The sequence below is a fragment of the Streptomyces sp. NPDC048751 genome, from assembly GCF_043198595.1.
GTDB lineage: Bacteria > Actinomycetota > Actinomycetes > Streptomycetales > Streptomycetaceae > Streptomyces.
This window is the reverse complement of sequence record NZ_JBICUX010000010.1, coordinates 252,976-274,929: the sequence shown is the minus strand read 5'-3', so window position 1 is coordinate 274,929 and position 21,954 is coordinate 252,976. Positions and strand designations below refer to the sequence as shown.

Genomic DNA, 21,954 nt, shown 5'->3' with positions numbered 1-21,954 from the left:
GAGTCGATGGCCCGCCTGCTTTTGATTCATAGGGTGGGCCGGGTCGACGCGTCTACTCAATCGGAGTGAATGGCAATGGCCGATCGGAATGGACTCCAATTGCCGCTGACGGCCGCTCAGTACGGAATGTGGCTGGCGCAGCAGGTGAATCCGGAAAACCCGATGTACAGCATCGCCGAGTGCGTCGAGATATCGGGCGAGGTCGACGCCGCCTCCTTCGAGGCCGCGCTGCGCCGGGTGGTCCACGAGGCCGAGGCCCTGCGCGTCCGGTTCCTGCGGCGTCCCGAGGGGCCGGTGCAGGCGGTGGTGCCGGACCTGGACTGGCGGTTGCACACCGTCGATGTCAGCGACGCCGTCGACCCGTTCGCCGCCGCCGAGGAGTGGATGCTCGCCCGGGTGAGGACGCCGGTGAACCTCGACGCCGGACCGCTGTTCACCTTCGGGCTGCTCAAGCTGGCCACCGACCGGTACACCTGGTTCAGCCGGGTGCACCACACCATCGTCGACGGATACAGCTGGTCCCTGATCGTCTCCCGGGTCGCCGCCGTCTACTCGGCCCTGGTGGCCGGCGAGGAACCGCAGCCCGCCGCGTTCGGGACACTCGGGGAACTCGTCGAACTGGACGCCGACTACCGGCGGTCCGAGCAGTTCGCCGCCGACGCCGCGCACTGGTCCGAGCGCCTCGCCGGAGCCGCCGAACCGGTCACCCTGGCCGGGCGCCCGACCCGTGTCCCCACCGACCACGTCCGGCAGGCGAGCCGGGTCACACCGGAGTACGCCGAAGCACTGCGCGACCTCGCCAGGGAGGCCCGGGTCGGCTGGCCCGCCGTGGTCGTCGCGGGCATCGCCGCCCATCTGCACCGCCTGACCGGCGCCGACGACCTCGTGCTCGGTCTGGCCGTGGCGGGCAGGCCGGCCACGGCCGCCAAGCGCACCCCGGGCATGGTCTCCAACGCCCTCCCCGTCCGCGTCCGGCCCCGGCCCGCCGACACCGTGGCGGACCTCCTGCGCTCGGTCAGCGACGAGCTCCACCACGCGCTGCGCCACCAGCGCTACCGCTACGAGGACATCCACCGCGACCTCGGCCGCGTCGGCGACCGCAAACGGCTGTGGGGCCCCGAGATCAACCTCATCATGTACGGCGAACAGCTCAGCTTCGCCGGGCACGGCGCGGCCGTACGCGGGTTCTCCGTCGGCCCCGAGGAAGACCTCTCCCTGATCGTCGACAACCGGACGCCGGACGCCGGTTTCCTCATCGACTTCCACGCCAACGCCGACCTCTACACCGAGGAGACGCTGACCGGCCACCGCACGGCGCTCACCGGCTTCCTCGCCGCGCTGGCCGCCGCGGGACCGGACGCCCGCCTCGACTCCCTCGAACCGGCCGTGCCCGCCGGCTGGGTCCCGCCGGCCGCCGTGGACGCCCAGGACACCGGAGCCCCGGCCGCCTACCGCGCCCCGGCCACCCCGCGGGAGGAAGCGCTGTGCGCGCTGGTCGCCCAGGTCCTCAAGGTCGAACGGGTGGGCGTCGACGACGACTTCTTCCAGCTCGGCGGACACTCGCTCGCCGTGATCCGGCTCCTCGGCCGGATCCGTGAGACCTTCGGGGCGGAACTCTCCATCCGGACCGTCTTCGAGACGCCGACCGTCGCCGCCCTCGCCGGCCACCTCGACGGGACCGTCGGCCACCGCCGCGCCCTGGAGCCGATGGCCCGCCCCGCCGAACTCCCGCTCTCCCTCACCCAGCAGCGGCTCTGGCTGGTGAACCGGCTCCAGGGCCCCAGCGGCGCGTACAACATGGGCCTCGCCCTCAGGCTCACCGGCCGGCTGGACCGCGGCGCGCTCGCCGAGGCGTTCCACGACGTCCTGGCCCGCCACGAGAGCCTGCGCACCACCTTCCCGGAGACGGACGGGAAGCCGCGCCAGCGCATCCTGTCCCCGGCCGAGGCCGCCCTGGAGGTGACGCTCACCGAGCGGACGGCCGACGCCGCCACCCTGGACGCGACCGTCGCCGAGGTGGTCGCCGAGGGCTTCGACCTCACCGAGGGACTCGCCGTACGGCCCCGGCTGCTCCTCCTCGGTCCCGACGACCACGTACTGCTCGTCGTGCTGCACCACATCGTCGCCGACGGTCTGTCCCTCGCGCCCCTCGCCCGTGACCTGGGCCTCGCCTACACCGCCCGCGCGGCAGCCGAACCTCCGGCCTTCGCACCGCTGCCGGTCCAGTACGCCGACTACACCCTGTGGCAGCAGTCGGTGCTCGGCGACGAGAACGACCCGGACAGCCCGCTGGCCCGGCAGCTCGCGCACTGGACGAAGGCCCTGGCCGGACTCCCCGAGGAACTGGAACTGCCCACCGACCGGCCCCGGCCCGGCGAGCTGAGCCAGCGCGGCGACATCGTGCGCTTCGAGGTCGGGGCGGCCCTGCACCGTCGCCTGATCGAACTGGGCAGGACCCACCGGGCCAGCCTCTTCATGGTGTTGCAGAGCGCGGTCGCGGTGCTCCTGAGCAAGCTCGGCGCGGGTGAGGACATCCCGCTGGGCAGCGCCGTGGCCGGACGTGGCGACGCCCGGCTCGACGACCTCGTGGGCTGCTTCGTGAACACCCTGGTGTTCCGCAACGACGTCTCCGGCAACCCGAGCGTCAGCCAGCTCATCGAGCGGACGCGGGAGATGTCGCTGTCCGCCCACGCCCACCAGGACGTGCCCTTCGAGCGCCTGGTCGAGGCACTCAACCCGGAGCGCTCGCTCGCCAGGAACCCGCTGTTCCAGGTCATGATGGACGTGCAGACACCGGTCGAGTCCCACCTCGAACTGCCGGGCCTGACCACCACCCCGCAGCAGGTCGACCCCGGAGTCACCAAGATCGACCTGCTCTTCGGGCTCGACGAGCGCTCGGCGGGCCACGAGGCCGCCGCCGGGATCAGCGGCCGGCTCGAATACAGCACCGACCTGTTCGACCGCGCCACCGTCGAGGCCATGAGCGCCCGCCTGCTGCGGGTCCTCGACGCCTTCACGGCCGACCCCGGGCAGCGCGTCGCCGACATCGACATCCTCACCGAACACGAACGGCACCTGGTCCTGGGCGAGTTCGGCCAGTCCCCGGTGGTCGAGCCGGAGCTGCTGCTGCCCACGCTCTTCGAGCGCCAGGCCGCCCGCACCCCGGCGGCGCCGGCCCTGACCGAGCAGGACCGCACCTGCACGTACGCCGAACTCAACGCCCGCGCCAACCGCTTGGCGCGCACCCTGATCGCCGCCGGCGCCGGTCCCGAGCAGCGGATCGCGGTCCTGCTGCCCCGCTCGGCGGAGCTGGTGATCGCGCTCCTCGCGGTCCTCAAGTCCGGTGCCGCCTACGTCCCGGTCGACCCGGAGTACCCCGAAGAGCGGATCGCCTACATGCTCCAGGACGCGGCCCCGGCCCTGGTCCTGGCCGACCCGCGGACCCGGGACGCGGTGCCGCCCACCGAGGTGCCGGTCCTAGACGTCACCGAGGAGCACGACGGGCCGTCGGCGGACCCGGGCGACCCGACCGACACCGACCGGGTGCGGCCGCTGGACCCCGCCCACCCCGCCTACGTCATCTACACCTCCGGCTCCACCGGCCGCCCCAAGGGCGTCGCCGTGACCCACCGGTCCGTCGCGGTGTACCTGGAGTACGCACGCGAGTACTACCCCTCCGTCGCCGACGGCACCCTGCTGCACTCGCCGGTCTCGTTCGACCTGACCGTCACCTCGCTGTACGCCCCGCTGATCTCGGGTGGTCCGGTGCGCGTCACCGCCCTCGAGGGCCCCGGCGACGGCTCCCCGCGGCCGGCCTTCCTGAAGGCGACCCCCGCCCATCTGGCCCTGCTCGGTGTGCTGCCCGAGGAGTTCTCGCCCACCCGCGAACTGGTCGTGGGCGGCGAGATGCTGCTCGGCGAGACCGTCGACGAACTGCGCCGGCACCGGCCGGGGATCACGGTCGTCAACGAGTACGGGCCGACCGAGGCCACCGTCGGCTGCGTCGGGTTCAGGATCGGCCCGGACGACAGCGTTCCCGGGGGCCCGGTGCCGATCGGCCGGCCGATGTGGAACTCGGTGATCCGCGTCCTCGACCCCGTCCTCAACCCCGTACCGCCCGGCGCCTCGGGCGAGATCTACATCGGCGGCGGACAGCTCGCCCGCGGCTACCTGAACCGGCCCGGTCTGACCGCGGAGCGGTTCGTCGCCGACCCCTACGGACCGGCGGGCGCCCGCATGTACCGCACCGGCGACGTGGGCCGCTGGCGCGCCGACGGCCACCTCGAATACCTCGGGCGCGTCGACGACCAGATCAAGCTGAACGGCTTCCGCATCGAACTGGGCGAGATCGAGGCCGTACTGGCCCGGCATCCGCGGGTCGCGCGGTCCGCCGCCACGGTGCGCGAGGACACCCCGGGCCACCGCCAGCTCGTCGGCTACGTCGTCCCCGCGGCGGACGCGACCGTGGACCCGGCCGAGATCCTCACCTGGGCGGCGGGGCCGCTGCCCGCCTACATGGTCCCGGCCGCCGTCGTCGTCCTCGACACCCTGCCCCTCACCCCGAACGGCAAGCTCGACCGCAAGGCCCTGCCCGCACCGCGGCAGGCCGTCGACAGCGGCACCGACGTGCCGCGCACCCCGCTGGAGGAGACCCTCGCCGGGCTCTTCGCCGAGGTGCTCGGCCGCGAGAGCGTCGGACTGCACCAGAGCTTCTTCGAACTGGGCGGCGACAGCATCGTCTCCATCCAGTTGGTGGCCAGAGCCCGCCGCAAGGGCCTGATGTTCTCCCCGAAGGAGGTCTTCGAGCTCAAGACGGTGGCGGCGCTCGCCGCCCAGACCACCGAGGCGGCCGCCCCCGCGGGGGCCGACGAGAACGCCGGCGTCGGCCCGCTCCCCGCGACCCCGATCATGCGGTGGCTGGAGGAGCGCGGCGGCCCGGTCGACGCCTTCCACCAGAGCGCCCTCGTCCAGGTGCCGGCCGGGCTCGGCGAGAGCGAACTGGCCACCGCGCTGCAGGCGGTGCTCGACCGGCACGACGCCCTGCGCACCCGGCAGGACCGGACCGGCTCCGACGGCCGCTGGACGTACGAGATCACCGGACGCGGCAGCGTCGCGGCGGCCGGACTGGTCCGCCGGGTCGACACCGCCGGGCTCTCCGGTGAGGCGTTGCGCACGACGATCGGGCGGGAGGCGCGCGCGGCCTGGGACCGGCTGGCCCCCCAGGCCGGCGTGATGGTCCAGCTTGTCTGGTTCGACGCCGGCCCCGACGAGCCGGGACGGCTGCTCTTCGCCGCCCACCACCTGGTGGTGGACGGCGTCTCCTGGTCCGTCCTGCTGCCCGACCTGCGGGCCGCGTGGGAGGCCGCGGCCGTCGGCAAGGAGCCCGAACTCGCCCCGGTGGGAACGCCGTTGCGCCGCTGGGCCGAGCTGCTCGGGGCGCAGACCGCCGCCCGGGCCGCAGAGGAGGACCACTGGGCGCGTACGCTCGCGCTGCCCGCGCCCGCCCTGACCGAGCGGCCGCTCGACCCGGCCAGGGACACCGCGGGAGCCGCCCGCAAGCTCACCCGCGCACTCGCCGCCGACGCCACCACCGCCCTGCTCGACCGGGTGCCCGGGGCGCTGAACGCGAGCGTGCACGAGGTGCTGATCACCGCGCTCACCGTGGCGGTGGAGCACTGGCGCCGCCACCGGGACCCCGGCGGGGCCGCCGGAGCCCTCATCGACGTGGAGGGCCACGGCCGGCAGGAGATCGCCGACGGGCTCGACCTGTCCCGTACGGTCGGCTGGTTCACCACCATCCGCCCGGCCCGCCTCGACCCCGGAGTCGAGCACTGGGACGACCTGTGGGCGGGCGGCCCCGAGGCGGGCCGCGTGCTGCGCACGGTCAAGGAACAGCTCAGGGACGTACCCGACGAAGGCATCGGATACGGGCTGCTGCGCCACCTCGACCCGGACGCCGGACCCCGGCTCGCCGGGCTGGCCACCGCACCCCTGCTCTTCAACTACCTGGGGCGTGCCGAGGCCCCCGGCGGCGACTGGACCGCGGCGGCCGAGTCCGACGTGGTCCTGGCCGAAGGCGCCGACCTGCCGCTGTCCCATCCGCTGGAGGTCGACGCGGTCGTCCGGCAGGAGCCGGACGGGCCTCGCCTGACGGCCGTCTGGACCTGGCCGGGCCGACTGCTGTCCGACGCCGACGTCCGTGAACTCACGGACACCTGGTTCCGCGCGGTGCGCGCGCTGACCGAGTACGCAGAACGCCCCGACGCGGGCGGCCACACCCCATCGGACCTGGCGCTGGTGGAGCTATCCCAAGACGAGATCGACGGGCTCGAAGCCGAGTGGAGGACGCTGTGATGAAGAAGTCGGGTCCTGAGGACATCCTTCCGTTGTCCCCGCTTCAGGAGGGGCTTCTCTTCCACGCGTTGTACGACGAGTCGGGGAACGACGTCTACACCGTGCAGGTGGTGCTCGACCTGGGCGGCTCCCTGGACGCCGCCACGCTCAGGGCGGCCGCGCAGGCGCTGCTGGACCGGCACGCCAACCTGCGGGTGGGCTTCCTCCACCCCAAGCAGAGCCGTCCGGTGCAGGTCGTCTCGCGCACCGTCGAGGTCCCCTGGTCCGAGAACGACCTCAGGGAACTCGACGAGACGCGGAGGGCCGCGGAGCTGCGGCGGATCCAGGCCGAGGAGAAGGCCCACTCCTTCGACCTCGCGCGGCCGCCGCTGATGCGCTACCGCCTGGTGCGGCTCGCCGACGACGCGTACCGCCTGCTGTGCACCTTCCACCACATCCTGCTCGACGGCTGGTCGACGTCCGTGCTCCTCGGTGAGCTGCTCGCGGTGTACGCCGACGGGGGCGACGCCTCCGCGCTGCCGCGGGTCACTCCGTTCCGCGACCACCTCGCGCACCTGGCCCGGCAGGACCAGCAGGCCTCCGAGGAGGCCTGGCGCCGGGCGCTCGCCGGCATCGACGCACCCACCCGCCTCGTGCCCTCGGACCCGGCCCGCGAGGTCGTCCACCCCGAGCAGTTGGTCCTCGAACTGTCGGCCGACGCCACCGAGGCCCTCTCGGCGCGGCTGCGCGCGAACGGCCTCACCTTCTCCAGCGCCGTGCACGGTTCCTGGGCGCTGCTGCTGTCGGTGCTCACCGGCCGCCAGGACGTGGTGTTCGGCACGGTCGTCTCGGGCCGGCCGCCCGAGGTGCCCGGCGTCGAGCGCATGGTCGGCATGCTCATCAACACCCTGCCGGTCCGGGTCCGCCTGGGCGGCGGCGACTCGCTCGGCAGCGTCCTCGCCGGGCTCCAGGGCGAGCACCTGGAGATGATGGCCCACCAGTACACCGGGATGCGGGACATCCACCGGCTCTCCGGCCACGCCGAACTCTTCGACACCTACGTGGCGTTCGAGAACTTCCCGTTCGACCTGCAGGCCCTGCGCGACCTCGTCGACGACCTGACCATCGACGGCTTCGACGTCCTGGACGCCAACCACTACCCGCTCTGCCTGGTCTCGCACGTGTACGAGGGCAGGCTGCGGCTGCTGCTCAACTACCGGCCCGACCTCTTCCGCCCCGAGCAGGTCGAGGTCATCGGCGGTCGGCTGGTGCGGATCCTCCAGGCCCTGACCGACGACCTCGCGCAGACCGTGGCCGGGCTCGACCTGCTGGCCGACGGCGAGCGGGAGGCGCTGGTCGGGGCCGAGAGCGCCGCCGGGCACACGGTCGCGCAGGCCACCTTCCCCGAGCTTTTCGCGGCCCAGGCCGCGCGCACCCCGGACGCCGTCGCGGTGGAGTCCGCGGCGCTCTCCCTGACCTACGCCGAACTGGACGCGCGTACCGACGCGCTCGCCGATCGCCTCGCGGCCGGCGGCGTCGGGCCCGAACAGGTCGTGGCCCTCGTCCTCGGCCGTTCCGTGGAGTCCGTCGTCGGGTCCCTCGCCGTGATGAAGGCGGGCGCCGCCTATCTGCCGGTGGACCCCGACTACCCGGCCGAGCGCATCGCCTTCATGTTCGACGACGCGCGACCGGCTGCGGTGCTCACCACCACGGCGTACGAGCACGCGGTGCCCCGCACGGGCGGCACTCCCGTCGTCGTTCTCGACGCACTCGACGAGGCGGAGCCGCACCGGGACGGTGCCGGCCGCCGGCCCGCGGGACCCGTCCCGGTGGCCTCGCCCGCGTACGTGATCTACACCTCGGGCTCGACCGGCACGCCCAAGGGTGTCGTGGTCAGCCACGCCGGTCTCGCCGCCTTCGCCGCGACCGAGCGGGAACGGTTCGCGGTGGACGGCACCAGCCGCGTCCTGCAGTTCTCCTCGCCCAGCTTCGACGCCTCCGTGCTGGAACTGTGCATGACGCTGACGTCCGGTGCCGCCCTGGTGGTGCCCGACCCGGGCCCGCTCGCCGGCGAGCCGCTCGCCGAGGTGATCGCCGGACGCCGGGTTACCCACGCCCTGATCCCGCCGGCCGCGCTGGCCAGCGTCCCCGCCGTGGACCTCCCCGGCTTCACCTGCCTGGTCGTCGGCGGAGACGCCTGCACGCCCGAACTGGTGGCGCGCTGGGCCCCCGGCCGGCGCATGGTCAACGCCTACGGCCCCACCGAGTCGACCGTCGCCGTGTCCATGAGCGCCCCCCTGGAGGCCACCGGCACCGTCCCGCCGATCGGCACCCCGGTGCGCGACACCCGCGCCTACGTCCTCGACGCCGCCCTGCGCCGGGTGCCCCAGGGCACCGAGGGCGAGCTGTACGTGGCGGGCGCCGGTCTCGCCCGCGGCTACCTGCGGCGCCCCGCGCTGACCTCGGAGCGCTTCGTCGCCGACCCCTTCGGCGGCCCCGGTGAGCGGATGTACCGCACCGGCGACGTGGTACGACTGGGCGAGGACGGCCAGTTGGAGTTCGTGGGGCGCGCCGACGACCAGGTGAAGGTCCGCGGCTTCCGGATCGAGCTCGGCGAGATCGAGAGCGTCCTGGCCCGCCACGAGAGCGTGGACCGGGCCGCCGTGGTGGTGCACGAGGCCCAGCCGGGGGTGAAGCAGCTAGTCGCCTACGTGGTCCCGGCCGGTCCGGACCCCGTCGACGCCGAGACCCTGCGGACCCATGTCGCGGGGCTGCTGCCGGAGTACATGGTGCCCGCGTTCGTCGTCGCCCTCGACACCCTGCCGCTGATGGTCAACGGCAAGCTGGACCGCAAGGCCCTGCCCGCCCCCGCGTTCACCGCCGCCGAGGGCCGCGCCCCCGCCACCGCGCGCGAGGAGCTGCTCTGCACCCTCTACGCCGAGGTGCTCGGCGTGGAGAAGGTGGGGGTGGACCAGAGCTTCTTCGAGCTCGGCGGCGACAGCATCGGCTCCATCCAGCTGATCAGCCGCGCCCGCAAGGCCGGACTGCGCTTCACCCCGCGCGACGTGTTCACCCACAAGACCGTCGAGGCGCTCGCCGCCGTGGCCACCGAGGGCGCCGCCCCCGCGCGCCGCCGCGCCCCGTCCGACGGCGTGGGCGGCGTCCCGCTGACCCCGATCATCCACTGGTTCAGCGAACACAGCGGTCCTGTCGACCCGTTCAACCAGGCGATGCCGCTGCCGGTGCCCGCCGGGCTGGACACCGACCGGGTCACCCAAGTGCTGCAGACCTTCCTCGACCACCACGACGCGCTGCGGCTCAGGCTCACCCGGATCGAGGACATCGGCGAGTGGACCCTGGAGGTCACCCCGCCCGGCACCGTGGCGGCCGCCGAGTCGCTGTACCGGGTCGACGCCGCGGGCCTCGACGCGGACGAGCTGCGTGCCGTCACCGAGCGGGAGTTCGCCGCCGCCCAGTCCCGGCTCGCCCCCGAGCAGGGGCGCATGGTGCAGGCCGTCTGGTTCGACGCCGGAGCCGACCGGCCCGGCCGGCTGCTGCTGGTGATCCACCACCTCTCGGTGGACGGGGTGTCCTGGCGCATCCTGCTGCCCGAGATCTCCGCCGCGCTCGAGGCGGCCGCCGCGGGCACCGCCTTCACCCCCGAACCGGTGGGAACCTCCTTCCGCCGCTGGGCCCAGCAGCTGACCGCGGCCGCCGGTGAACCCGACCGCATCCGCGAACTCCCCCTGTGGCGCTCGATCCTCTCCGGACCCGACCCGCTGCTCACCGACCGCCCGCTCGACCCGACGACGGACACCCTCGCCACCGCCGGGCACCTCACCCTGCGGCTGCCCGCCGACGTCACCGAGCCGCTGCTCGGCCAGGTACCGGCCGCCTTCAACGCACAGATCAACGACGTACTGCTCACCGCGCTCGCCGTGGCCGTGGCCGACTGGCGCCGCCGCCAGGGCCGCGGCGACACCTCCTCCGTCCTGGTGGGCCTGGAGGGCCACGGCCGCGAGGAGATCGTCGAAGGCGCCGACCTCTCCCGCACGGTGGGCTGGTTCACCAGCCTCTACCCCGTACGGCTCGACCCGGGCGTGGCCGGGGCCGACGCGCTCGCCCCGGGCGGCGAGGCCCTCGTCACCGCGCTCAAGGCCGTCAAGGAACAGCTGCGGGCGATCCCCGACAACGGCATCGGCTTCGGCCTGCTGCGCCATCTCAACCCGCGCACCGCGGTGACCCTGGCCAAGTTCGCCGAGCCGCAGATCGGCTTCAACTACCTGGGACGCATCGGTGGTTCGTCCGACACCGATGCCGCCGGGGAAGGGGCGACGGACGGCCTGGGAGGCGGAGCGGACGCCGCCACCCCGCTGCCGTACACCCTCACCGCCAACGCGGTCACCGAGACCCACAGCGACGGGCCGCGCCTCACCGCGACCTGGACCTGGCCGGGCGGACTGCTCGCCGAGGACGACGTACGGCAGCTCGCCGAGGCGTGGTTCGACGCCCTGCGCGCCCTGGTGGACCGCGCCGACCGGCCCGAGGGCGCCGGCGGGCTCGTCCCGTCCGACCTGACCCTCGTCGACCTGACCCAGGACGAGATCGCCCGTCTGGAAGCGGCCCAGCCCCGCCTCACCGACGTGCTGCCGCTCTCGCCCCTCCAGGAGGGGCTCCTCTTCCACACCGAGTACGACCAGCAGGCCGAGGACGTCTACATCACCCGGCTCGCCCTGGACGTGCGCGGGGAGCTCGACACCGGGGCGCTGCGCGCCGCCGTCGCCGGACTGCTCGCCCGGCACGCCAGCCTGCGCGCCTCCTTCCACCGCACCGCGCAGGGCGTGCCCGTGCAGCTGATCCCGGGGGAGGTCGAACCGCCCTGGAACGAGATCGACCTGAGCGCCCTCGGTGAGCCGGAGCAGCGTGCCGAACTGGACCGGCTGCTGGTCCAGGAACGGTCCCGGCGCTTCGACCCGGAGCGTCCGCCCCTGCTGCGCTTCACCCTGATCAGGCTGGCACCGGGCCTCCACCGGCTGCTGTTCGCCGCCCACCACCTGCTGCTCGACGGCTGGTCGGCGCCGGTCCTCGCCGGTGAGCTCTTCGCGCTGTACGGGCAGCGCGGCGACGCCTCGGCGCTGCCGCCCGTCGTCCCGTACAAGGAGTACCTGACCTGGCTCGCCGCCCAGGACCGCGACTCCGCCGAGGCCGCCTGGCGCACCGCGCTCGCCGGGATCGACGAGCCGACGCTGGTCGCCCCGGGCGCCGCCGGTCACACCGCGGCCCTGCCGGGCCGGATCGTCGACGAGCTCCCGGCCGACCTGACCGCCGCGCTCACCGCGGCGGCCCGGGCCCACGGCCTCACCATGAACGCCGTGGTGCAGGGCGCCTGGGGCCTGGTGCTCGCCGGTCTCACCGGCCGCGACGACGTGCTGTTCGGCGAGACGGTCTCCGGCCGGCCGCCGGAGCTGCCCGGCGTCGAGTCGATGGTCGGCCTGTTCAGCAACACCGTGCCGGTACGGGTCCGGGTCGACCCGGCCGTCTCCCTCGTCGACACCCTCTCCCGGGTCCAGGCGCGGCGCGTCGAACTCCTCGCCCACCACTACCTGGGCCTCGCCGACCTCCAACGGCTGACCGGCCTGGGCACGCTGTTCGACACGGCCGTCGTCTTCGAGAACTTCCCCGCGGACCCCGGCGCCCAGGAGACCGTGCACGGCCTCGCGCTGAGCGAGGTCGACACCAAGGGCGACAACCACTATCCCCTCGGCATGGTCGTGATGCAGGACGACCGGCGGATGGTGCTCAACTGGTACTACCGCCCCGACCTCCTCGACGAGGAGCTGGTGACGTCCGCGACCCGGCAGCTGCGCAGGGTCCTCGAAGCCGTCGCGTCGGCACCCGACACCCCCGTGGGCCGGCTCGGACTCCTCGACGAGGAGGAGACCCGGCAGCTGACAACGGGCGCCGCCGGCCCCGCCGTACCGCTGTCCGAGGCCGTGGTCGGTGAGCTGATCGAGGCTCAGGCCGCCCGCACCCCGGACGCGACCGCGCTGATCGACGGCGGCACGGAACTCACGTACGCCGAGCTCGACGAGCGGGCCAACCGCCTCGCCCACGCCCTGATCGCCCGGGGCGCGGGCCCCGAGCAGCTGGTCGCGGTCGCCATGGAACGCTCGGCCGACCTGGTCGTGGCGCTGCTCGCGGTCCTCAAGTCCGGTGCCGCGTACGTGCCGGTCGACCCGGCCCACCCGGCCGGGCGCATCACCCACCTGCTCGACGACGCCCGGCCGCGGATCCTCCTCACCACCCGGGCCACGGCCCCCGCGCTGCCCGAGCACGCCGTCGAGGCCCTGGTCGTCGACGACGCCGGGACAGCGGCCGAGATCGCCGGACGCCCGTCCCACGACCCGTCGGACGCCGACCGGACGGCCCCGCTGACCCCCGGCCACCCGGCGTACGTGATCTACACCTCCGGCTCCACGGGACGCCCCAAGGGCGTGGTGGTCGAGCACCGCTCGGTCGTCGACTACCTCGGCTGGACCGCGCTCGCCTACCCGGGCGCCGCCGGACTCGCGCTGCTGCACTCGCCGGTCTCCTTCGACCTGACGGTCACGGCACTGTTCACCCCGCTCACCGTCGGCGGCACCGTGCTGATCACCGCCCTGGAGGAGAACCCCGGGATCTCCGCACGGCTGGCCACGACCCCGGTCACCTTCATGAAGGCGACCCCCAGCCACCTTCCGCTCCTCGGCGCCCTGCCCGCCGCCTACTCACCCGCCACCGAACTCCTCCTCGGCGGCGAGGCCCTGCTCGGCGAGGCGCTCACCGCGTGGCGGGAGCGCCACCCGGACGCCGTCGTCCGCAACGTGTACGGGCCCACCGAGGCGACCGTCAACGTCACCGAGTTCCGGATCGAGCCGGGCGCCGAACTCGCTCCCGGGCCGGTCCCGATGGGCCGGCCGCAGGCCAACGTCCGGGCCTACGTCCTGGACTCGGCACTGCGTCCCGTCCCGGCCGGCGTGGCGGGCGAGCTGTACCTGGCGGGCCCCTGCCTGGCCCGCGGCTACCTCGGCCGGCCCGCGCTGACCTCGGAGCGGTTCACCGCCGACCCGTACGGACCGGTCGGCTCCCGGATGTACCGCACCGGCGACGTGGCGCGCCGGCTCGCCGACGGGAACCTGGTGTTCGTCGGCCGCGCCGACGACCAGGTGAAGATCCGCGGTCACCGCGTCGAACTCGGCGAGGTCTCCGCCGCGGTCGCCGCCCTGCCCGGCGTCGCCGCCCAGGCGGTGGTGGTCAGGGACGGCGCGGACGGCGGCCGGCTGATCGCGTACGCCGTGCCCGCGGCCGAGCACGCCCTCACGGGTGCGGAGCTGCGCGAGCGGCTCGCGGCCGGCCTGCCCGACTACATGGTCCCGGAGGCCGTCGTCGTCCTCGACGAGCTGCCGGTCACCGTCAACGGCAAGCTGGACCGCAAGGCGCTGCCCGAGCCCGAGTTCACCGCGGCCGCCACCGTACGGGCCCCGCGCACCCCGCAGGAGGAGATCCTGTGCGGTCTCTTCGGCCAGGTGCTCGACCTGCCCGAGGTGGGCGTGGACGACGACTTCTTCGAACTCGGCGGCAACTCGCTGAGCGCGGTCCGCCTGCTCAGCCGGGTCCGCTCCGCCTTCGGGGCCGAGGTCGACGTCCGGGCGGTCTTCGAGGCACGCACCCCGGCACGGCTCGCCACCCTGGTCGCCCCCGGCGGCTCCGCCCGGCCCGAGCTCGCGGTACGCCGGCGACCGGAGGAGATCCCGCTGTCGTTCGCGCAGCGCCGGCTGTGGTTCCTCAACCGGCTCGAGGGCCCGTCGGGGGCGTACAACATCCCGATCGGGGTCCGGCTCCGGGGCGCGCTCGACCTGGACGCCCTGCGCGCGGCCGTCGCCGACGTCGTGGCCCGCCACGAGAGCCTGCGGACCGTGTTCCCCGACACCGGAGGCAGGCCCCGGCAGGCCGTTCTCGCTCCCGCCGACGCCCACGTGCCCGTCGAGATCGTCGAGGCGGCACCGGAGACCATCGGGCGGGCACTGCGCGACGCCGCCGCCCACGGCTTCGACCTGGCGGCCGAACTCCCGCTGCGCGTCACCCTGTTCCGCATCTCCGGCACGGAGCACGTCCTGCTCCTGAACGTCCATCACATCGCCTCCGACGGCTGGTCCAACGCCCCGCTGGCCGGCGATCTGTCCACCGCCTACGCGGCCCGGCACGGCGGGCGGACGCCCGACTTCGCGCCGCTGCCCGTGCAGTACACCGACTACACCCTCTGGCAGCGCGAGCTCCTCGGCGACGAGAACGACCCGGCCGGCCTGGCCGCGCGCCAGCTGGCCTTCTGGGAGGAGACCCTGGCCGGTGCCCCGGCGGAACTCGCGCTGCCCACCGACCGGCCCCGCCCGGCCGAGATGACCGGCGACGGCGCCACCGTCGAGTTCTCCTGCGACGCCGAGTTGCACACCCGCCTCGTCGCGCTCGCCCGCACCCACCAGGTGAGTCTCTTCATGGTGGCCCAGGCGGGCCTCGCGGCGCTGCTGACCCGGCTCGGCTCCGGTACGGACATCCCCCTCGGCACCGCGACCGCCGGCCGCCCGGACGAAGCCCTCGAAGACCTCGTCGGCTTCTTCGTCAACACCCTGGTGCTGCGCACCGACACCTCGGGCGACCCGTCCTTCGGTGAACTGCTGAGCCGGGTCCGGGCCGCGGACCTGGCCGCCTACGCCCACCAGGACCTGCCCTTCGAGCGGCTGGTCGACCACCTCGGCCCCGACGCGCGGTCGCTGGCCCACACCCCGCTGTTCCAGGTGTTCCTCGCCTTCCAGAACAACGCGGCGGCACGTCTGGAACTGCCCGGCCTCACGGTCGAGCCCGAGGACATCGAGCTGACGTCGGCCAAGACCGACCTCGGCGTGGAACTGCGCGAGACCTTCGGCGGCGACGGCAGTCCCGCCGGCCTGCGGGGCCTGATCAGCTACCGCACCGATCTGTTCGACCGCGCCACGGTCGAGTCGGTCGCGGCCCGGTTCACCGCCCTGCTCGACGCGGTCGCCGGCGACCCGCGGCTGCCGGTCAGCCGGATCGGCCTGCTGTCCGGGACGGAGCGCGAGCAGGTCCTCACCACCTGGAACGACACCGCCCGCGAGGTGCCGGCGGCGACCTTCCCGACCCTGTTCGAGCAGCGGGCGGCGGCCACTCCCGACCACCCGGCGGTCATCGCCGGCCCCACCCGGCTGACCTACGGCGAACTGAACGCCCGGGCCAACCAGTGGGCGCACTACCTCATCGGACAGGGGGTCGGCCCCGAGCAGCGCGTAGCGATCGTCGTGCCACGCTCGACGGACTGGCTCGCGATCACCCTCGGCGTCCTCAAGGCGGGCGCCGCCCATCTGCCGGTCGACCCCGGCTACCCGGCCGAGCGCATCGCGTACATCGTCGAGGACGCGCGCCCCGCGCTCGTGGTCGCCACCGGGGAGACGGCCGGGAGCCCGGCCCTGTCCGGCGCCGCCGTGCACCGCGCCGACGCCGAGGACGTGCGGGCCGCCGTGGCCGCCGCCCCCGTCACCGACCCCACCGACACCGACCGCGTTTGTCCGCTCGCCCTGCACCACCCCGCGTACGTCATCTACACCTCGGGGTCGACCGGCCGGCCCAAGGGTGTCCTGGTCACCCACCGGGGCATCGCGGGCATGGCGGGAGCGCACGCGGAGAACTTCGCCATCGACGCGGACAGCCGCGTCCTGCAGGCCGTGTCGCCGAGCTTCGACGTCTCGATGGCGGACCTGTCGATGACGCTGCTCAGCGGCGCCACGCTGGTGCTGCCGGAGGGACACCAGTCGCCGGCCGGCCAGGAACTGGCCACGCTCCTCGACGACCACGGCGTCACCCACCTTCAGGTCACCGCCGGTGTGCTCGCCACCGTGCCGCACATCCCGCTGCCCGGCCTGCGCACCCTCGCGGTCGGCGGCGAGGCCTGCCCGCCCGACCAGGTGGCGTACTGGTCCGCGGGCCGCCGCCTGCTCAACGTGTACGGACCCAGCGAGGCGACCGTCTGCTCCACCATGAGCCGCCCGCAGTCCGGCGCGGTGCACCCGCCGATCGGCGCCCCGCTGTGGAACACCCGGGTGTACGTGCTGGACGCCTCCCTGATGCCGGTGCCCGTCGGCGGCACCGGGGAGCTCTACATCGCCGGCGACGGCCTCGCCCGCGGCTACCTGGGCCGGCCCGCGCTGACCTCGGAGCGCTTCGTCGCCAACCCCTTCGGGGCGCCGGGCGAGCGGTTCTACCGCACGGGTGACCTGGTGCGCTGGAACGCCGACGGCCAGCTGGAGTTCGCCGGACGCGCCGACGACCAGGTGAAGATACGCGGGTTCCGCGTCGAGCTCGGCGAGATCGAAGCGGCGCTCACGGCCCACCCCGGCATCGCCCGCGCGGCCGTGCTGCTCCACCAGGGGCACGACGACCGCCGGCAGTTGGTCGCCTACACCGTCCCGGCCGCCGGAGCCGAGGTCACCGCCGAGGCGCTGCGCCGGCATCTCGCCGAGCTGCTGCCGGAGTACATGGTGCCCGCCGCGTACACCGCGGTGGACGCGCTGCCGCTGAACGCCAACGGCAAGGTCGACCGCAAGGCGCTGCCGGAGCCGGACTTCGGCTCGCAGGACGGGGGCCGGGCTCCGCGCGACGCCAAGGAGACACTGCTCTGCGAGCTGATCCGCGACCTCCTCGGAGTCGAGCGGGTGAGCATCGACGACAGCTTCTTCGCCCTCGGCGGCGACAGCATCGTCTCGATCCAGCTGGTCAGCCGGGCACTCGAAGCAGGCCTGGAGTTCACCGCGGCGGACGTGCTGCGCCACGCCACCGTCGAGGAGCTGGCTGCCGCGGCCACGGGAGCCGACGAGCCGGACCACGCGTCCGCGACCTCCACCTCGGCCCCCGCGACCGACGACGGCGGCATCGGCGAGATCCCGCTGAGCCCGGCCGTGCACGCGCTGCGCGAACGGGGCGGCCCGGTCGCCCACTCGGCGGCCACCGCCGTCCTGGCGCTGCCCGGCGACACGGACGAGCGTCGGCTGCACGCCGTGCTCCAGGCGCTGCTCGACCACCACGACACCCTGCGGCTGCGGCTCAACCGCCGGGCCGGGAACCTGGTGTGGAACCTCGAGGTCCGGCCGCGCGAGGAGATCGGGGCCGCGGATGTGCTCACCCGGATCGAGGTGACGGGGGCGGACCCCGCCGCGCTGGCCGCCGAGGTGGCACGGCAGACGGACGAAATCCGCTCCACCCTGGCGCCGGAGGACGGCGTCGTGTTCCGGGCCGTCTGGTTCGACGGCGGGCCGGCGGGCGAGCACCGGCTGCTGCTCGTGGTGCACACCCTGGCCGCCGACCCGGCCGCCTGGCGGATCCTCGTCGCCGACCTGCGCACCGCCTGGGAGGCGCTGACGGCCGGAACGCCGGCGCAGCTGCCGGCCGTGGCCACCCCCTACAAGGCATGGGCCGAGGGCAGGGCCACCGCGGCCGCCGCCCCGGAACTCGTCGACGAACTCCAGGTCTGGTCCGACCTCCTCACCGAGACCGCGCCGCCGGTCGCGGGCCCTCCGGACCCGTCCCGCGACACCGAGGCCACCGTCCGGCACCTGGAAGTCACCCTGTCCGCCACCGAGTCGGCGGCCCTGCTCACCGACCTGCCGGAGAGCTTCGCCACCGGCACCGAGGAGGTCCTGCTCGGCACGATCGCCGCCGCCGTGGAGGACTGGCGGACCAGGAAGGGCCTGCCCGCGGGCACCGGATTCCTGGTCGCCGTGGAGCGGGACGGCCGGACCGGCGAGGCCGGGCTCACCCGCACCCTCGGCCGGCTCACCCACACCCACCCGGTGCGCCTCGGCGCCGACGGGGCGGCGGCCCCGCACCCGGCCGACCACGTGAAGCGGGTCAAGGAACTGCTGACGGCGGTTCCCGGGGACGGCGGTGGCCACGGGCTGCTCCGCTACCTCAACCCCCAGACCGTGCCCCTGCTCGCCGCCGCCGCGACCCCGCGGCTGAGGTTCGCCCACCGGGGCGTCTTCCAGGCGCCGCTCGCTGACGGCTCGGTGCCGCTTCACTCGGCGGGCGCCGTACGGGCGACCCCCGCGGAGGACCCGGACATGCCGGTGACGTCCGCGCTCGACATGGAGACCTGGGCGTACGACGGGCCCGACGGAGTGCGGCTGACGGCCCGCTGGGCATGGCCCGAGGCGCTGTTCGCGGAGGCCGACCCCGCGGAACTCGCCGCGTGCTGGCAGCGCGCGGTGCGCGCGCTCCTCGCCGACACCGCGCGCACCGGTGGGCGCACCCCGTCGGACTTCCCGCTGGTCCGCCTGGAACAGCGGGACATCGACCACCTCGAAGAGGGCGGCCGGAGGCTGTCCGACGTGCTGCCGCTGGCGCCGCTGCAGGAGGGACTGCTCTTCCACTCCCTCTACGACCAGCGTGACATCGACGTGTACACCGTCCAGTTCGGACTCGACCTGGACGGCGACCCGCAGACCCCGGTGCTGCGCGCCGCGGTACGGGCGCTGCTGGAACGGCACGAGAACCTGCGCGCCGGATTCGCCCATGAGGGCCTGTCCCAGCCGGTGCAGTTCATCCCGGCGGAGACCGAACTCCCCTGGACGGAGACGGATCTGAGCCATCTCGACGACGCCGGGCGCGCCACCGCGGTCGAGCGGGTGATGCGGGAGGCGCGGGCGGAGAAGTTCGACGTCGACCGGCCCCCGCTGCTGCGCTGCACGCTGCTCCGTCTCGGCGGCGGACACGCCCGACTGGTCCTGACGCTCCATCACCTCCTGATGGACGGCTGGTCCGCACCGGTCCTGCTGGACGAGCTCATGCGCCTGTACGCGGCCGGCGGCGACCCCGCCGGACTGCCCGAGGTCCGTCCGTACCGCACCTATCTGTCCTGGCTGGGCCGCCAGGACCGGGCGGCCTCGGAGCGCGCCTGGCTGGAGGTGCTCGACCCGTCGGTGGAGCCCACCCTGCTGGCGCCCGCCGATCCGGACCGGGTGTCCGTCGAGACCGAGAAGCTCTCGGTCACCTTCGGCGGCGACCTGGTCGCCGGGCTCGGCGCGCTGGCCGGCCGGCACGGCACCACGATGAACACGGTCGTCCAGGCCGCCTGGGGACTGCTGCTCGCCCGGCTCACCGGACGCGACGACGTGGTGTTCGGAGCGACCCTCTCGGGGCGGCCTCCCGAGGTGCCCGGCATCGAGCGGATGGTCGGTCTCTTCATCAACGCCCTGCCGGTGCGGGCGAGTTTCCGCCCCGGCGAGCCGATCGGCGCCGCGCTGTCCCGGCTCTGGGACCAGCAGCTTCGGCTGACGGCACACCAGCACATCCGCCTCGTCGACCTGCAACGCCGGACCGGCAAGGGCGAACTGTTCGACACCCTGCTGGTGTTCCAGAACATCCCCGCCGACGGTGCCGGCTTCGGCGGTGACGGCGACCGGGTCCGGGCGGTCGACCTGGAGATGAACTCCGCCGCCCACTATCCGGTCACCCTCGACGCCGGGCTCTCCGGGGACCAGCTGCACTGTCGGTTCGGATACCGCCCCGACCTGTTCACCAAGGCCGAGGTGGAGACGATCGCCGACGGGCTGCGGGAGGTTCTGGAGACCTTCGCGGCGGAGACGGAGCGGCCGGTCGAGCGGCCGGCCGACGACCCGCTGACCGAGTGGTGGAGCGAGGTGCGCGCCCGGCTCGGACAGCGGCTGGACCAGTCGGCCGCCGCCCCTGCCGTGGGCGGCGACGAGGCGCATGACACGGCCGACGGCGGCGGAACGGCGGACCCCGTCGAGGAGTCGGCCGCCCTCTCCCGGGAGACCGTGCTCGCCGGCCTCTTCTCCGAGCTGCTCGGCGTCGCCGAGGTCGGTCCGGACGATGACTTCTTCGAGCGCGGTGGGGACAGCATCGTCTCCATCCAGCTGGCCGGCCGGGCCCGCAAGGCGGGCCTGCTGATCGGCGTGCGGGACGTCTTCAAGTACAAGACGGTCCGGGCACTGGCCAGGATCGCCCAGGAGGACGGGGGCCCGGCGGCGGGCGAGGCGCCCGAGGACGCCATCGGTGAACTGCCGCTCACCCCGGTCATGCTCGACCTGTACGAGCGGGGCGGGCCGACGGACGCCGTCCACCAGGCGGCCCTCCTCCAGGTCCCGGCGGACGCGGACGAACGGCGTCTCGCGGCGACCCTGCAGGCCGTCCTCGACCACCACGACGTCCTGCGTTCGCGGATCGTGACGGGCCCCGCGGGCCTGCGGCTGGAGGTCCGCCCGCGTGGCTCCGTCGAGGCCTCCGCGCTGCTCGCCCGGACCGAGGTCGCCGCCGTGCCGCAGGGCGAGCTGATCGGTGCCGTGACCGAGGCGCAGCGCCGGGCGCAGGCCGAACTGGCGCCCGCCGAGGGCGAGATGGTCCGGGCCGTCTGGTTCGACGCCGGCCCCGGCCGGCCGGGACGGCTGCTGATCCTGGTCCACCACCTGGCCGTGGACGGCGTGTCCTGGCGGGTGCTGCGGGAGGACCTCGCGCAGGCCTGGGCGGCGGTCACCGAGGGCCGGGAACCCGCCCTCGCAGCCGTCGGCACGTCGTTCCGGAACTGGTCCTCGCAGCTCACCGAGCAGGCGACCGGACCGGCCAGGGCCCAAGAGCTCGACCTGTGGCGCTCGGTGCTCACGACGCCCGACCCGCTGCTCTCGCACCGGCCCCTCGACCCCGCCGTCGACGTGGCCCGCACGGCACGCCGTCTGACGGTCACCCTGCCGGACGCGGTGGCCGCGCCGCTGCTCGGCACGGTGCCCGCGGCGTTCAACGCGGCGGTCGACGAGGTGCTGCTGACCGGTCTCGCGCTCGCGGTGGCCCGCTGGCGGCGGGAGCGCGGCCGGGGTGAGGGGAGCGCGGTTCTGCTGGGCCTGGAGGGCCACGGCCGCGAGGAGATCGTGGACGGGGCCGACCTGTCCCGTACCGTCGGCTGGTTCACCAGCCTGTACCCGGTCGCCGTCGACCCGGGCGCGCCCGCCGGGCCCGGGTTCGGCGTGGACGGCCCGGCGCTCGGCACCGCGCTGAAGCGGGTCAAGGAGCAGCTGCGGGCCATCCCCGACAAGGGCATCGGCTACGGCATGCTGCGCCACCTCAACCCCGTCACGGGTCCGGAGCTGGCCGCGCACCCCGCACCGCAGATCGGCTTCAACTACCTGGGCCGCTTCGCCGCCGTCGACGAGAGTGCCACCCGGGCCGAGGACTGGGCGGCACCGCCCGAGGCGACCGAGACGCTGGGCGCGGGCGGAGCGGAGGCCACCTGGCCGGCCCACGCCCTCGGGCTCAGCGCGGTGGCGCAGGACCGGCCCGACGGGGTCCGGCTGGTGGCCGTCTGGTCCTGGCCCGAGGCCCTCTTCGACGAGCCGGAGGTCCAGGAGCTCGCGGACCTGTGGGTCCAGGCGCTTCAGGCCCTGGCCGAGTTCGCGGTCCGGCCCGAGGCCGGCGGCCTCACCCCGTCCGACGTGTCCCTGCTGCAGCTGTCACAGGACGAGATCGACGAATTCGAGAGGGATCTGAGCTGATGGAAGGAAACAGCAA

General features: G+C 74.3%; 2 protein-coding genes. Both read left to right on the top strand.

All coding sequences use genetic code 11. The annotated features are described in order from the left end of the window. Window positions 1-69: 69 nt before the first annotated feature. Window positions 70-6,354 (top strand): amino acid adenylation domain-containing protein, encoded by a 6,285-nt coding sequence (locus tag ACGFNV_RS30695; RefSeq protein ID WP_393626775.1) that lies wholly within the window; start codon window positions 70-72, stop codon window positions 6,352-6,354. Further along, window positions 6,354-21,938, top strand: coding sequence for an amino acid adenylation domain-containing protein (locus ACGFNV_RS30690; RefSeq protein WP_393626773.1), 15,585 nt, complete (start codon window positions 6,354-6,356; stop codon window positions 21,936-21,938). The genes ACGFNV_RS30695 and ACGFNV_RS30690 overlap by 1 nt, the downstream gene beginning before the upstream one ends. The last annotated feature ends 16 nt before the right edge of the window (window positions 21,939-21,954 follow it).